The organism is Paenibacillus sp. FSL R5-0470 (genome assembly GCF_037975205.1).
GTDB lineage: Bacteria > Bacillota > Bacilli > Paenibacillales > Paenibacillaceae > Paenibacillus_AQ.
Map to the genome: position 1 here is coordinate 4,556,103 of NZ_CP150238.1, position 15,593 is coordinate 4,571,695.

At 43.9% G+C, this 15,593-nt stretch carries 14 protein-coding genes; 3 read left to right on the plus strand and 11 right to left on the minus strand.

Features of this window, described 5'->3' with window-relative positions; translation table 11 throughout:
• The first annotated feature begins 118 nt into the window (after positions 1-118).
• On the plus strand, positions 119-2,044 hold the full coding sequence (locus tag MKY99_RS20170) for an FAD-dependent oxidoreductase (RefSeq protein ID WP_339266006.1): 1,926 nt from the start codon (positions 119-121) through the stop codon (positions 2,042-2,044).
• A gap of 210 nt (positions 2,045-2,254) precedes the next feature.
• On the opposite strand, the gene MKY99_RS20175 is transcribed toward MKY99_RS20170, so the two are convergent.
• The 5 genes from MKY99_RS20175 to MKY99_RS20195 all read right to left on the minus strand — a co-directional run bounded on the left by MKY99_RS20175 (position 2,255) and on the right by MKY99_RS20195 (position 6,954).
• Positions 2,255-3,349, minus strand: coding sequence for a winged helix DNA-binding domain-containing protein (locus tag MKY99_RS20175; RefSeq protein WP_339266008.1), 1,095 nt, complete (start codon positions 3,347-3,349; stop codon positions 2,255-2,257).
• 393 nt (positions 3,350-3,742) lie between these two features.
• Positions 3,743-4,309: an NADPH-dependent FMN reductase gene (locus MKY99_RS20180; RefSeq protein WP_339266010.1), complete on the minus strand. Its 567-nt coding sequence runs from the start codon at positions 4,307-4,309 to the stop codon at positions 3,743-3,745.
• Between the two features lie 15 nt (positions 4,310-4,324).
• Positions 4,325-5,386 carry an LLM class flavin-dependent oxidoreductase gene (locus tag MKY99_RS20185; protein WP_339266012.1) on the minus strand — a complete coding sequence of 354 codons (1,062 nt, stop codon included), beginning with the start codon at positions 5,384-5,386 and terminating at the stop codon, positions 4,325-4,327.
• Positions 5,387-5,418: 32 nt separating this feature from the next.
• Complete coding sequence (locus MKY99_RS20190; RefSeq protein WP_339266014.1) at positions 5,419-6,390, minus strand: ring-cleaving dioxygenase; 972 nt, start codon at positions 6,388-6,390, stop codon at positions 5,419-5,421.
• A gap of 96 nt (positions 6,391-6,486) precedes the next feature.
• Positions 6,487-6,954 (minus strand): MarR family transcriptional regulator, encoded by a 468-nt coding sequence (locus MKY99_RS20195; protein WP_042189900.1) that lies wholly within the window; start codon positions 6,952-6,954, stop codon positions 6,487-6,489.
• Positions 6,955-7,483: 529 nt separating this feature from the next.
• On the opposite strand from MKY99_RS20195, the gene MKY99_RS20200 reads away from it, so the two are divergent.
• Both MKY99_RS20200 and MKY99_RS20205 read left to right on the plus strand, forming a co-directional pair.
• The gene (locus MKY99_RS20200) at positions 7,484-7,831 is read left to right on the plus strand and encodes a PadR family transcriptional regulator (RefSeq protein WP_042189902.1); all 348 of its coding nucleotides are present in this window, start codon (positions 7,484-7,486) and stop codon (positions 7,829-7,831) included.
• Positions 7,818-8,813, plus strand: a complete 996-nt coding sequence (locus MKY99_RS20205) for a hypothetical protein (RefSeq protein WP_042189905.1) — start codon at positions 7,818-7,820, stop codon at positions 8,811-8,813. Before MKY99_RS20200 ends, MKY99_RS20205 begins: the two co-directional genes overlap by 14 nt.
• Before the next feature lie 270 nt (positions 8,814-9,083).
• On the opposite strand, the gene MKY99_RS20210 is transcribed toward MKY99_RS20205, so the two are convergent.
• The 6 genes from MKY99_RS20210 to MKY99_RS20235 are packed head-to-tail and all read right to left on the minus strand — an operon-like array spanning position 9,084 to position 15,589.
• Positions 9,084-10,358, minus strand: coding sequence for an alpha-L-fucosidase (locus tag MKY99_RS20210; RefSeq protein ID WP_339266018.1), 1,275 nt, complete (start codon positions 10,356-10,358; stop codon positions 9,084-9,086).
• A gap of 49 nt (positions 10,359-10,407) precedes the next feature.
• The gene (locus MKY99_RS20215) at positions 10,408-11,358 is read right to left on the minus strand and encodes an ROK family protein (protein WP_143764145.1); all 951 of its coding nucleotides are present in this window, start codon (positions 11,356-11,358) and stop codon (positions 10,408-10,410) included.
• A 27-nt stretch (positions 11,359-11,385) separates the two neighbouring features.
• Positions 11,386-12,078 (minus strand): copper homeostasis protein CutC, encoded by a 693-nt coding sequence (locus MKY99_RS20220; protein ID WP_339266021.1) that lies wholly within the window; start codon positions 12,076-12,078, stop codon positions 11,386-11,388.
• Between the two features lie 24 nt (positions 12,079-12,102).
• Positions 12,103-13,557: a M17 family peptidase N-terminal domain-containing protein gene (locus MKY99_RS20225; protein ID WP_339266023.1), complete on the minus strand. Its 1,455-nt coding sequence runs from the start codon at positions 13,555-13,557 to the stop codon at positions 12,103-12,105.
• A 41-nt stretch (positions 13,558-13,598) separates the two neighbouring features.
• Positions 13,599-14,591 carry a dipeptide ABC transporter ATP-binding protein gene (locus MKY99_RS20230; RefSeq protein WP_042189914.1) on the minus strand — a complete coding sequence of 331 codons (993 nt, stop codon included), beginning with the start codon at positions 14,589-14,591 and terminating at the stop codon, positions 13,599-13,601.
• Positions 14,588-15,589: an ABC transporter ATP-binding protein gene (locus MKY99_RS20235; RefSeq protein WP_339266026.1), complete on the minus strand. Its 1,002-nt coding sequence runs from the start codon at positions 15,587-15,589 to the stop codon at positions 14,588-14,590. The genes MKY99_RS20230 and MKY99_RS20235 overlap by 4 nt, the downstream gene beginning before the upstream one ends.
• Between the last annotated feature and the right edge of the window lie 4 nt (positions 15,590-15,593).

A 15,593-nucleotide genomic window follows, 5' to 3' on the forward strand; every position in this document is an offset into this window, starting at 1 on the left:
GCATTTGTGCCAAATACTTCGTGATTTTATGCACATACTTTTATCGTTCTGTTCGATAATATAGGTTAAAATAACCTAGTTATTTTAACCTATATATAGAGAGAGAGGAAGTTATAGCATGGAATTCGCACATTTGTTCAGCAAAGGTACGATAGGAAATATGGAGCTTAAGAACCGGGTCATTTTGCCTGCCATGGGAACAAAAATGAATGCTCCGGGTGGGTATGTCAGCGAGCGCTTGATTGATTACCATGTAGCACGCGCAAAAGGAGGTAACGGCTTAAATACAGTTGAAGTAACAACCGTTCACCCAACGGCTGCTTCTGAGGATGCTCCAGCCATTTATGATGATAAATTCATTCCTGGTATGACCCAATTGGCTCATGCTATTCGTGATGCAGGCGGCAAAAGCTGTCTTCAGTTATGGCATGGAGGGAAAGTAACTCCCAACCTGATTCAAGTCTCCTCCTCCCCTGTCCCTTTCGAGGGTGTAACACATATCCCCCGAGAGCTGGAGAATCACGAAGTTAGTGAGATGGTTCAAGCTTACGCAGATGCTGCTTCACGTGCGAAAAAAGCTGGATTTGACAGTGTAGAATTCCATGCTGGTCATGGTTATTTGCCACAACAATTTCTAAGCCCAGCGATGAACTTCCGTCAGGATGAGTACGGCGGTTCCTGGGAGAATCGTTGTCGCTTTCCGCTCGCTTGTATCCGTGCCATTCGAGAAGCCGTTGGACCTAGGTTCCCTATCTTGATGAGAATCTCTGCTATCGAGGATCTTCCCGGCGGACTTACACTGGAAGATATGAAGCTCTTCTCGAAGCTCGCTGAGGATGCTGGTATTGATGCGATTAATGTATCGCGCGGAGTTCCAGCAGGCGCAGCTATTAAATATGAAGTACCACCTATCGATCTACCTGTGGGCTTCAATGTAGATAACGCAGCACAAATTAAATCCGTGGTTAACATTCCAGTTATAGCTGTAGGTCGTATTAATGATCCAGCTATTGCTAATCGAATTATTGCCGAAGGACTGGCTGATTTCGTAGCTATTGGCCGCGCTCAATTGGCAGATCCTGAATTCTGTAACAAAGCATTAGCTGGACGCGCGGACACCATTGTTAAATGTGTGGGTTGTGATCAAGGTTGCTTCGATGGATTTGTAAATCCGAAGGTGCCTTTCATCAGCTGTGTATTTAATCCTGCTACCGGAAGAGAAAGTGAATATGAATTACAGCGAGCGAGCACACCAAAAAAGGTACTTATAGCCGGTGGTGGGCCAGCCGGATTAGAAGCAGCAATCACACTTAAACGTCGTGGGCATTCTCCAATTTTATGCGAAAAAAATGACATTCTAGGCGGACAGCTTTATATCGCTGGTGCCGCACCGCGTAAAGAAGAAATGGCCGCGGCTGCTCTGAATATGGGAGAGACGGCTAAACGTGAAGGTGTAGAAATCCGAATGAATACGGAGGTTACTCCAGAGCTTATTCAAGAAATTAGTCCGGATGAAGTCATTCTTGCAATCGGATCGGCCCCAATTATTCCTCCAGTAGAAGGTGTTCTGAGTAGTCATGTAGTAAATTCACATGATGTATTATGGGGAACAGCTCATCCTGAAGGTCGAGTTGTTATTATTGGAGGGGGTTTGGTCGGTCTCGAGGTCGCTGAGCTCCTGGTCGAACGCGGAAATCAAATCACTGTTGTAGAAATGCAAGCCGATGTAGCAAATGATCTGGGTATCCTTCGTAAAATCTGTGTAATGGAAAGCTTATATGGCCACGGTGTTAGATTAATGACCAATAGCAAGTGCATGACGATCCAAAAGAATAGCGTGATGGTTGAAAAAGATGGGGAGCTTCTCAGCCTGCCAGCCGATTATGTAGTAATCGCAGTAGGATCACGCGCCCTAAACAAGCAACCCCTTCAGAACTTCTTGGAGGAAAGCTCCATTCCTTATCATGTAATTGGGGATGCAGTACAAGCTCGCAGAGCGCTTAATGCTATTTGGGAGGGTGCAGAATTAGCTAGACGAATTTAGTTCATATAGTCAATTAGATTTATGAATAAACCCGGCAGGTCGCACCTACCGGGTTACGTTCTTATCAGAACTATCTGAAAAATCAACTTTCAGGGGCTAATAAGTGCGTTAGTGCCTGCACCTGTTCCATATGTATTCGTCTTCTATAAAGCACCTAAACTCGCCCTCATTCATGAACTTGATCTTCACCCCTGAACGATATTTTCATTCTCATGTCAATGTAGAAGACACGCTAAAATTGAGTATCGGCAGCCCGATAAAAGCAGCATATCTTTCAGCAGCTTTAAACACAGCTTCTTCAGCATTTCCAAGTTCTCTAAATGGATGAATGACTATCTCAATTCCTTTTTTCTTAATCGAACGTTTCCATGTACCTATAACTTGGCCACCAACAACAATCATAGGCAGGAAAACACCGTTGTTGCCAGGAACAATTAAAGGAGCCGTCTCAGGTTCAAGTACAGCACTCCGGTCTTTATAACCAAGAATGTACTCATCGAAACCTGGAAGTAAATAGATACCTGACTCTTCATCCGCTGAAACTACTCGATGGTTAGACATCCAATTCTCATTGCCATTTATATCTGTCGATTGAAGTTCTTTTTTCACAGATTCTAGCCCTCGTCTGGCATCTGTAAGGGTTATGCCTGCCCACCAAGCGAAGTCCTGAACGGTCGCTAATCCACGGGCTGTAAAATACCGCAAGGCGAGTTCTTGCAACGATTGTTCGTAAGATAGCTCTCGGCAATCTGGCACCCATTCTTCTAACAATACAATCGTTTGCTGTTTACCATTCATCGGACCAAAACAAATCAGTCCTTGATAGGCACTATTCCAGAGCATGTGATAACCGCGTTGATTCCCCGTGTAGATGCCTTCCTCTTCTATTAGCTGAAGTAGGACCGAACGATCCATTTGCTTCCCGCCCTTTAGAGCATCCACAATAATTTTTCTACAGCGCTCCAGTGTCTGATCATCAAGTCCAAGCTCAGCCATTCGCCGCTTCGTTTGTGATGCTAAACGCGGTGCAGAGAGCTGTAGCATCCATTTTACATCTTCTGCTGGGACGAAATGAAGCGTACCTCGCAGCGTCCAAGTAAGAATAATCTTGCGGTCAGCGATTGCACGCTCTATATCAGCTAATTTCGTAGCAGGAGAACGTAGTCCGATGGCCCAAACCGCCTGCATATAGTCTTGCGCTTGCATAGCCCCCATTTTTTTCACGACCTGCTCTGGTGTGTGATGTAAAGAGCCTGCAATCATTTGATTATACAACCTACTATTTGCAATAAGGTTATTCGTCACACTACTCCCCCTTTTCAGAAATGAATCCTCAAATTATATACTTCCAGTTATTTAACAAAATGGTTAAGTCCTTGCTCATGTCTATGTCGATATTACTATTGATTCTATTGAAATACGAGATTAAATTAGAATATGAACTCCATTCCATTGCATAATGTGCAATAGAAAGTCATATACAGACCTCAAAAAAAGGTTTCTATTGCACTTCGTACATTAGAATTTGCTGAAAACCTTCAAAAAAGAGTTTTAACCTATATTTAATTGTAAAAAATGCAACAGAATTCAGATCCCCTTTCTTTTGGATCCATTCTGTTGCACGAAATACAACGTTAGGGATAAAATACCCTTTTAAATTACAGACTGAAGGTATTTTCTTAAACAGAGCCCTTCTTTTTAAAAGAAAAACGCTGCTTCTTCCGCTTGCTTCACTTGCTGCATCGCATTCGTGGTGTTCACCAATTCATTAGCTAGTCGATTCAGTCTAAAAATAATATCATCATCCACAATTACTTTCCGGTCATATTGTTTCTCTTCAATAAAAACATACTTAGGAACCACCACCGCTCTCATATAAGAGAGGATCGGTTTCAGTTGTTGTTCTGCCACTAAGTAATGTTTTGAAGAACCTGCAGTTACTACAATACCGATAACTTTATCCTTAAACCCATTAACCGGGAGTAAATCAAATAGATTCTTAAGTGTTCCTGGCATCGAAGCTTGAAAAACTGGGGTGCCAATGATATATGCATCGGCGGCCATGATTTTCTCCAGAACAACTTTGGTATCACCTGTATAATCCATGTAGCTGCGTCCATCACTAAATTCCAGCTTATAATCTCCTAGATCAATTAGTTCTACGTCGAAATCCGGATGCTTTTCTGTGATGTTGTTAAGTGCTTGCTGTACAGCAATTCTAGTCTTCGATCCAACAATGGATCCTGAAATCCCAATGATCTTCATACTATCCCTTCTTTCTTATTTCTTAGCTGTAGCACGTCTTACGGCTGGTGCTACTTCAGATGCGAACAGGTCAATCATTTGTTCCACTTGAGCATAAGGTAACCCACCGACATCAATCTGAGCTAGAAAACGATTATGGCCATACATCTCATATTGATAGAGGATCTTCTCCACAATTTGTTGCGGGCTTCCCACGAGCAGTGCATTTCTCACACTCATCGCTTCCGCAAATTGTTCTTTCGGATAGTAAGACCCACGAAGCTCTTTCATCAAGTGATTGATATATGGATAATAATCGCGGAATGCTTTTTGTGAGTCAGGATCAATATACATTAAAGAAGTTGTGCTGATGGGAAGGTCTGCTGGATTAAACCCTGACTCTGCAGCAACCATACGATACGCGTCTACAGAACCTTTAAAGGCAGATGATGGTCCACCAAGGGTGGTCAGCATCATCGGGATCCCCATTCTTCCCGCCTTAATTGCACTTGCTGGAGGTCCCCCAACCGCTCGCCAAATTGGCAACTTTCCATTTAAGGGCTTAGGGAAGATTTCCATATCATTTAATGCAGGGCGGAATTTCCCTTCCCACGTTATGCGATCGGACTCATTTATTTTCATGAGCAATTCAATTTTCTCTTCGAACAATTCTTCATAATCTCTTACGTCATAACCAAAAAGTTCATAGGCCCCGAGACGCGATCCACGTCCAGCAACAATCTCTGCTCTACCGCCTGATAACAAATCCAATGTTGCAAAGTCCTCATATACACGTACAGGATCCGCTGTACTTAGCACAGTTGCTGAACTGACAAGCTTTATACGTTCGGTTGCATTTGCAATGGCTCCAAGGACAACCGAAGCAGCTGAGGTAATGAATTTCGGTTGATGACTCTCGCCTACTCCAAATACATCTAATCCAGCATCCTCAGCTAATTTGGCAGCCGCTACAATCTCTTGAATCCGTTGTCGTTCACTAATTGCTTTTCCTGTTAAGGCGTCTGTGGTGTGATCACCTAACGTGTATAAACCTAGCTCCAACCCTTTTTTCTCAACGATTCTATATTGTTCCATCATGATTATGTCCTCTTTTCATAGTTGTATTAGGTTTAGCGGATAGGATGAAGCTTCGATTCAATCTCTTCACGACGTTCTTCCAGAAATGAAGGTAAGGTCAAATTCTCTCCTAGCGCGTCAAAAGTTTCATCAATCTCAAATCCCGGGCCATCTGTAGCAAGCTCAAAAAGAATATGGTTCGGATCCCGGAAATACAAGGAATGGAAGTAATAACGATCAATGACCCCTGTATTTTTAAAGCCTGCAGCAGTGATCTTGGCGGCCCATTCGGTTAGTTCTTCGATATCCTTCACTCTTATAGCCACATGATGGATGCTCCCTTTACCCGGTCTCTCCCGATCTTTGTCATTTACTTCTTTGACCTGGAGCTCGGTGTATAAACCACCCTTCCCCGTTTCATATATATCTACCATAATCTTGGAATCACCCATCGATGGTACTGTCCGAACTTGTGTATAGCCCAAGATATCTTCCAAAACCCTCTTTGTGCGGCCAGCCTCACGTACAGTCAATTCAACGGGTCCTAACCCAACGATGGCATACTTTGGAGGGATGTCTTCTGTAATCCACGGCTCAACTAGCTCGATACCGTTATCTTTTTCAGCCGATACTAAATGGACCGTCAATTCATCTCTATCATAAAAAGTAAGCGACTTACGTTCCCCGAAACTTACAATCGCTTCATGAGGAACTTCAAAAGAATCTAATCGACTAGCCCAATACGACAAGGCTTCATCGCTAGGAACAAGAAGGGAGAAAGAGCTAATACTGTTCGTCCCTTTGCGGGTCTGACCTGCATTTGGCATTTCAAAAAAAGATACTTCGGTTCCAGGAGCACCATTACGATTTCCATAAAATAGATGGTACATGGATGGATCATCTTGATTGACCGTTTTCTTTACAAGTCTCAGTCCCAGTACCTCTGTATAAAACCATAAGTTTTGTTTAGCGTCCTTAGTAAGCATAGACACATGATGTTGTCCGTTTATGGGTTGTTGTTTCATTTTAAAAACCTCCTAATGAGTTTTGTCGAATTTAAGTTTACTAGTATACTGATGAGGAAAAAAATAAGCTTTATTATCAATAAAGCTTTTGCGACACTACTGAACACCTCGCGGGAGTCGATTCTCATCTTGGCTATGGCGATGAATCTTTTTAAGCATGCTGTAAAACACTTTCTTCTCCTCATCTGTCAGTGGATCGAATAACGAGGCTTGGAAATCCGATTGCAAGGGCAGTACCTTCTCAATAAGTGTTTGGCCCTTTTCCGTTAAAGTAATGTACTTCACTTTCCAATCCTGTTTGCGTTCAATCCATCCTTCCTTCTCTAATCTGCCAAGCATATGGGATACCCCACCTTTAGTAATGGTTAGATGCTCGGCAATTTCCATCTGTGTTACAGGCTGATGTAATAATATTTGTACCAAGGTATCGAATTGATTAACTGTTAAATTAAATTGCTTCAAGAATTCATTGGAAAGATCGTTACTATTCTCATATACCCTAACCAGCCGCAACCAGATCAATAAGCTTAATTGGTTATCTTCAGTGAATCCATTGTTTCTCATTTGGTCACGTCCATCGTTTGTTTATTTTATGTGTTATTTGATTTGTTAATATGAGTATACTAGTAAACTGACGAGTAGTCAAGCTCAGTAGAAATCCTACACGCTTGCCAAATACCACTTCGGAATATAGGTTTGAAAATCATCATACCACTCCAGAACACTCTCCGCTCGGCTCAGCATATTAGTAACTTCCCTTTGACCAACCCTTATGAACCGGTTTAACTACCTCCCGTGTAGAAGCATTCGGGATGTCACTAAAAAATGGAATCATTTCACAACCTCCTTTTAATCAAACTGCTTCACAAAATAGAAAAATTTTCTTATTTATTTCTTAGAAGATTATTTTATTCAATTGATGTTAGAACAACAATAGTGTATGATGCATAGTATAGATCAAATACTGTATGACACATAGTAAGTATAAGCGGCTTCGACGTCCTCTCAAGGACAGCAAGCGTTTAAACCTAAAATATAAGAACAATTTATAAGAGAATATAAATCCTTATATTTTAAATAATGAGGTGGGTGAATGAGTACTTTATTAAATTCTTTAATCACAGAGCTTAGAAGAGGTACGTTAACGCTAGCCGTTTTAAGTCAATTACGAACACCCCAGTATGGATATTCGCTCGTTCAATTGTTGGAGGAATCCAGCATCATCATCGATCAAAGCACCCTATATCCATTACTTCGCCGATTAGAGAAACAGGAATTAGTGACGAGCAGCTGGGACACATCCGAGAGCAGACCCCGTAAGTATTATGTTCTAAGTGACTATGGCGTAGAAATTTTTTTACAGCTAAAGGAAGAATGGCTTAAGAATTCGAAAGAGCTCTACGGCCTATTACAAGGGGAGGATGACCATGAATCTAATTGAGATTTACATTCATGAAGTGACTCGGAGGTTACCGGAACAAAATCGGGAGGATATCGCTCTCGAATTACGATCTACCATCGAGGATATGTTACCGGATGATTATGACGAAAAAGAGGTAAAAGCCGTCCTTACAAAATTGGGCAATCCCGCTATTTTAGCTAGTGAGTATCGCGATCAGCCCATGTATCTCATCGGCCCACGCTATTTCGATTTATATGTTACGTTGTTAAAAATGATTATACCAATCGCTGTAGTTGTTTCTTTAATCGCTCTGGTTGCTGATTACTTGATTGGCTATAGCGGAGATAAAACAGTTGCGGATATTGTTACTGCAGTTATAAGTAGAGGAATTGGAACCTTCCTTGAAGTAGGAATCCAAGTCTTTTTTTGGATAACTGTTGTGTTCGCTATTATCGAACGGGCGGATAAAGGAAAGGAAGGTCATCCACTTACTACAAAATTAAGGAAATGGACTCCTGATGATTTGAAGGATATCGCGCTTGTCCATAAGAAAAAAGCAATTACAAGCTTCGAAGTGTTCGGAAGTTTACTGTGGACTGCCATTTGGGCTACTGTTTATTTTAATGCTGAACACCTGATCAGAGTCTATAGAGGCGGTGAAGGCGCACTTAACTTCGTAGCCCCAGCTTTTAATCAGCATGTGTTACTTGATTATTGGCCTATTATTCTTATTGTGATCGGATTAGAAGTCGCATTAACTATATATAAATTAATCAAGAGACAATGGACTAGAGAATTAGCATTATGTAATACGGCCCTCGAGCTCATTGTGCTTATTGTATTCGCTATTATCCTTATAAATCCGAATGTATTTAACCAAGAATTCATTAACTACATGTCTAATTTATTAACTACTACAGCTAACCAGTTTGAAACGGGGCTAGTAGGTGGAGGAATAGCGGTCTTGATTTTAATTGCGGTCCTCAATATATATGAAGGCTTCCGCAAGGCTCGCCTTTAGTATGCACAGAACGGCGATTCTCCTGTTATTTGGAGAATCGCCGCTTTGTATTCTGATTCGTTGGCTGCCTGCTTCAACAGCTTCAACAGCTTTCACAGTGTCAGTCAGCACCGGTCCGTTAACATCCCAAAAATGCAATAATACTTCGATTAGAGTCATCTGTGCTTGATAGGTACTTTGTATATGTCGTAATTATTATAGGAATCAATCAAAAACAATAGAGTGCCCCAGCAGCCATTCATGACTTATGGGACACTCTATCTGGTTTAATTAAAGAAGCTCAAGCTCAATAACCGTATCCATCTCGTCGGGAAGCTTAGCCCCTTTTAATGTAATAAACGCTCCACCGTCAACATCCGAATATTCCTCAGCCATCCAAGGCACCTCCACCTTTAGCTCGGTACCATCACGTAGTAATCTAGCCTTTTTAATCTTCCCTTTCAAGCCTTGGAAATAGATCGGGCCAATTCCACGGTCGTAGACGTGTGCATACAACTTCTTGCCCTTTTGCGTATAACGTCCCCACTCTGGCTTAGGCAGCGAAGACTTCCCGCATCCATAAATACTATCGCCATTAAGGCGCATCCACTCCCCAACTTCGTCAAGGATAACCAGTGATTCCCGTGTCATTTCACCTTTAGCATCTGGTCCAACATTAAGGAGGAGGTTGCCATTCTTACTGATACATTCGACCATTGAGCGAATGACCTGCTGGGTTGATTTATAATTTTTATCTTCGGAATGGTAACCCCAGTTATCATTAAGCGTAATGCATGCTTCCCATGGAATGGATTGACCATTCACGTCAACAATGCCACCGGGAGGAATGATCTGCTCTGGAGAAAAGAAATCTCCAGCATATTCTTCTGGCTCGGCCGCGCGGATATTCCCACCCAAACGATTGTCGATAATAATATCCGGCTGGATAGAGCGAATCATACGGATTAGCTCCGTTGCTTTCCATTTCTCTCCGGTCATATTGTCGTAGGAGAAGTCAAACCACATGATGTCGATTTTGCCGTAATTCGTCAACAGTTCCTTCACTTGTCCATGCATATACTCCAAGTATCGATTAAAATCAATCGGCTTGTCTTTAGCCGCTTCGTTATCCCGATCAGGATGCGCTTTATCACCATATCCAGGGTAGTCATCATGATGCCAATCAATAATAGAGTAATACAGACCTACAGCAATACCTTCCGCCCGGAAAGCGTCTACATATTCTCGAACGAGATCACGTCCAGCAGGCGTGTTAGTCGCTTTAAAATCTGTTAGCTTGCTATCAAACAAGCAGAATCCGTCGTGGTGCTTGGTCGTAAGAACCGCATACTTCTGCCCCGCTGCTTTTGCTGCGCTGGCCCACTTCTTCGGGTCATATCGAGATGCGTCAAATTCATCGAAATACGTCATATAATGCTCTCTACTCATTCGCTCGTTTCCACGAATCCACTCACCTCGTGCTGGAATGGAATATAATCCCCAATGAATGAACATACCGAATCTATCCTGTAAGAACCATCTCGTTCTTTCTTCTCTTGTACCCATCTCTTCAGCCCCTCCGTTTTCGCTAGCTTTGATAAATAGTTCAGATAGTCTAGACGGTATGAAATAATGCTGCAGCGCCTATAAGACCTACATCATCCCTCAGACCTGCTGATTCAATAGTATAAGTTCCTTTATACGGCTTCATGACAAGTTCCTCTGTTTTCTCTCTCAGCGCTGGAAACAGTAGTTCACCAGCTTTGCTTACGCCTCCACCAATTACAATGCGATCAGGATTAAATGTATGTACCGCGTTAGCTAATCCAATCGCCATATAATGAATCGTTCGCTCAATCACCTCGACAGCCACCGGATCTTTTAGTGCCATCGCTTCGAAGACGTGTCGAGAATTAATCTTTTCACCACTTCTACTAGCCAGCTCTGTAATCATCGACGTTCTGCTCTCCATACTCCGCAGTGCCATATCCCGAATCGCTGTACCCGAAGCAAATACTTCCCAGCATCCATATCTTCCACAGCTACATTCCGTTCCGTTCGGGTCAATAATATTATGACCGAGTTCTCCTGCAAATGAGTTCGTTCCGAGCAGTAGCTCACCATCCATAACAATTCCAGCTCCAATTCCTGTGCTGAAGGTAACATACACCATGTTGTTCGAGCCTTTACCAGCCCCTCTTACATACTCGCCCCAAGCCGCAGCGTTCGCATCGTTTACCACCTTCACTTCTATGCCAAGTTCTGACTCCATCCAATGTTTCAGTGGAACATTATCCCATTCAGGAAGATTGGTACCGTGAATTACGATTCCATCCTGGCTATTCACAGCTCCAGGAGAAGCCAGTCCGACTCCAATCAGCGGTCGCCCTTCGGATACAGAGCGGATCATTCCGATCATTCGCTGCACCACCTCTTCAGCGGTGCGCGCGCCAGCTGTCTCCATTAATTCCCGATTCAACATGGTACCCTTTGAATCGAATAATGCTGCGGCAATTTTTGTTCCGCCTAAATCAATTCCTACTACATAGCTCTCAGCCTTATGCATAACCATTCACCTTTTCACTATCTATTATTAGCCGTTCGAATGAATATTCTTAGCTAACGCCCGCAGGGCTACTGGATCGATTGGCGACAAAGCATCTTTGCCATGACGAACAGCCGATCCAAAATGTACTTCTGTGACTCCGGTCTGTTGAATAAACGATGTAATACCTTCTGGCTTCAAACCACTTCCAGCCAAAATACTTATCGAACTACCTCTTGATTCCTCTACTAGCCTACGCATAGCGGGAATGGCTTCAGGTGCCGGACCTGGTCCAGCAGAGGTAAGTATACGAGTGATTTGCGGGTAATTACAAAGCGTCCGATAACCTGCAATTTGGTCCTCCAGCTCATCAAAAGCACGATGGAAGGTTACTTGTAAGCCATCTGTCAACGGTAATAATATTTCAAGCGCATGCTCATCGATCTTTTTTTCCGGTGTTAATGCGCCAAGAACAACTCCCGAAGCACCACTGGCTGCAATCTGCCTGATCTCTGCAGCCATGGTCAAAATATCATCCTTGGAATAGTTGAATGATCGACTGTGCGGACGGACCATAACAAAGACAGGAATGCTAACCGATTTGACTACCTGCTCCACCAACCCTATTCCTGGTGTTAATCCACCTTCCGTAATGGCAGTAATGAGCTCAAGACGATCTGCGCCATTCGCCTCAGCCGTCAGAGCATCATCCATACAAGTAGCGATGATTTCCAATCTCATAACTTTCACCCACTCTTCCAGTTGTTAATGATGCACTTGCTTCATGACATAATCGGCGAGCAGGCGTGCACCATATCCCGTCGCTCCAGCTTCAGAGTACCCCACATCCTGTTTGTACTGTACCGTCCCAGCCATATCAATATGAACCCAGTTCATAGATTCTGCTACAAAGCGCCGAATAAATAGGGCTGCTGTAATCGCACCTGCAAAAGGGGAAGTACTAACATTGCGGAGATCGGCGTAATTACTCTGGAGATCTGCTTCATATTCATCCATTAACGGCATGGGCCACAGTCGTTCTCCATTGCGCTCACCAATCTCAACTAGACTCTGCGTTATATCTGCATCGCCCCATATGCCCGCGATGCCTAATCCGAGCGCCGCACCGACATTTCCAGTTAAGGTAGCGATATCAATAGCTTGGGTTGCTCCGATATTCGCGGCATGAATAAGCGCATCCGCTATGATAAGCCGACCCTCGCCATCCGTATTCGCAACCTGAACGGTTAGCCCGTTAGGGTAGCGGATAACAGACGAAGGTAACATCGCCTCAGCATCTGGCACATTATCAACGACTGGAATAAGTGCGGTCACATTTGCATTTGCACGCTTCCGTATCAAAATATCCATAGCACCAATTACAGCAGCCGCACCACCCATATCCATGCGTGCATCGCTGATATCGCTAGCCGTCTTCACATTCATGCCACCTAAGTCAAAGGTTACACCTTTACCTACCAGTGCTAACATCGGTAATTCAGGGTTACTCCTGTAACGAATTTCAACTAGGGCTGGAGCGTGCTTACTCCCCGCTCCAACTGCGAGCAACCCATTCATCTGAAGTTCCACAAGCTCCTGTCCTCGATAGATATGGACTTTCAAAGCAGCATCATCACGGTCGAAAAATTCTGCCATCCATTCCGCAAAACGATCAGGGTTCAGTGTCCCAGGTACTTCATTCACAAGATCGCGAGCAACTACGGCTCCTTCAGCGCGTATCTGCGCAGAAACCCGTACAGCTTCCAATTCAATCGATGACAGCTCAGGCCAATCTATCGATTGAAGCTGTAAATCAACAGAGCCTTTTACCTTGGTAGTTCCCCGATAAGTTTGGAAACGGTACAAGCCGAGAATCCAGCCTTCCATCCAAGCTTGTAATTCATCAGCAGCAGAAATATCCTTATTCCTATTTATAGCCTCGGATGCTAAGCGAACAAGCGATGCACTACTGCGTCCTTCCTTCAGAATTGCACGAGCAGCAGCTCCACCCGCTCGGCGAATCCTCTCAAGCGTAATATCCTTGCGCTTTCCCATTCCTACCGCTAACACATCAGACTCTTCCTCAGTGCGAGCATGTAACCAAGTCACACTGCTGCACTGTTTGTGGGGCAATCCCAGCTTAAAAGGAAAAGACTCCTCGTCATAAGCTAAATAGACAATAGTATCCGCCACATTAGCGGAATCGAATAAGATATTCATCGCTGTCCCTTCTTTTCCGTAAAGTTATCTCACAATTTCAGCTACCGCTCTAATTTCAGCATTTCTTCATCAAATAAATGACACGCAACCTCATGACCTGGTTCGACTTCTCGGAATATCGGTACATGCTGCTTACAGATTTCCATGCAGGAGGGACATCTTGTATGAAAACGGCATCCCGACGGTGGATCAACCGGACTTGGAAGATCTCCCTTCAGAATAATGCGCTCCTTCTTTAAGGTAGGATCGGGTACAGGTACAGAAGATAGCAGTGCTTGTGTGTATGGATGCATTGGACGATCATACAAGGTATCCTTATCCGCCGTCTCTACGAGCGAACCAAGATACATAACTCCAATTCGATCACTAATATGCTCAACAACACTCAGATCATGTGAAATGAATAAATATGTCAGACCATACTCTTCCTGCAGATCCTGCAACAGATTTAGCACTTGTGACTGAATCGATACATCCAGTGCTGACACAGGCTCATCCGCCACGATTAAGCTTGGGCGAACAGATAACGCCCGGGCGATTCCAATCCGTTGTCGCTGCCCACCGCTGAATTCAAAAGCGTAGCGCTCGGCGTGGATACTATTCAATCCCACTGTCTCTAGTAACTCGCATGCTAGTTTATCCCGTTCTTTGGACGAGAGCTTTGTATGAATGAGCAGAGGTTCAGCCACAAGATCCTTCACCTTCATCCGTGGATTAAGCGAAGCATAGGGGTCTTGGAACACCATTTGTATATCTTTACGAATAGGCCGCATTTGATTGTCTGAGATATGGCTAATATTTTGACCCTTAAACCACACTTCACCGTCATTCGGCTCCAGCAAGCGAGTCACTAATCTACCCGTAGTAGATTTACCACAGCCACTTTCACCCACAAGGCTGAACGTTTCTCCTTTACGTATAGCGAATGAGATCCCATCAACTGCGTGCAAATATCTAGTAGTTCCGAAAAAGCCCTTTTTCACCGAAAAAAACTTCTTCAGACTTTTAACTTCAATGAGTGGAGTCTCCTTCACAAACGTTCCCCTCCTTCCGTGTTCTCCTGCTGTGTAAGCCAACAACGACTCTTTCGCTCTAGTCCCTCAATCGTGAGTAACTCTGGCTCCTGCGAGAGACAACGCTCTGTGACATAATCGCAGCGTGGCGCAAACTTACAACCTGCTGGCATTTGTGATAGATCAGGTACATTCCCTTTAATGGAATCCAAGCGACGTACGTTTTGACGCAGCTTAGGAACGGATTGAATTAATCCCTTCGTATATGGATGCTGCGGTCTTGCAAATAGCTCATGAACGGAAGCTTCCTCCACTACACGACCAGCATACATAACGACTACACGGTCGCATAGTTCTGCTACTACACCAAGGTCATGGGTTATGAGCAGCATTCCCATATCCTGTTCTTCTTTCAGGTGCTTCATTAGATCAAGGATTTGAGCTTGAATCGTTACATCAAGCGCCGTTGTTGGTTCATCTGCAATCAGTAGTTTCGGGTGGCAAGACATCGCCATCGCAATCATTACACGCTGCCTCATACCGCCAGAGAGCTGATGCGGATATTCATCCACCAAGTCTTCCGCACGTGGTATACCAACTAACCGCAACATATGAATGGCATGTTTACGAGCCTTCTTCCGACCATAACCCAAATGCAACATGATCGGCTCCATCAATTGCAAACCAATCTTCAGCACAGGATTAAGCGAAGTCATCGGCTCCTGAAAAATCATCGCCATTTCATTTCCCCGTATCTGGCGCATCTCTTTGTCCGTAACCTTTGTCAGATCCGTTCCCTCGAAACGAACAGAACCGCCAGAAATTCTGCCTGGCGTATCCTTAAGGAGCCGCATAATCGACAGTGAGGTAACGCTTTTGCCACAGCCGGATTCTCCAACTAGACCCAGCACTTCACCTTTCTTAATCACAAAGTCAACACCTGCAACTGCCGTTATACTTCCATCGCCGCGTTTGAACTCCGTTTTCAGCCCTTGTACTTCCAGCAAATTTTGAGTCATGTCT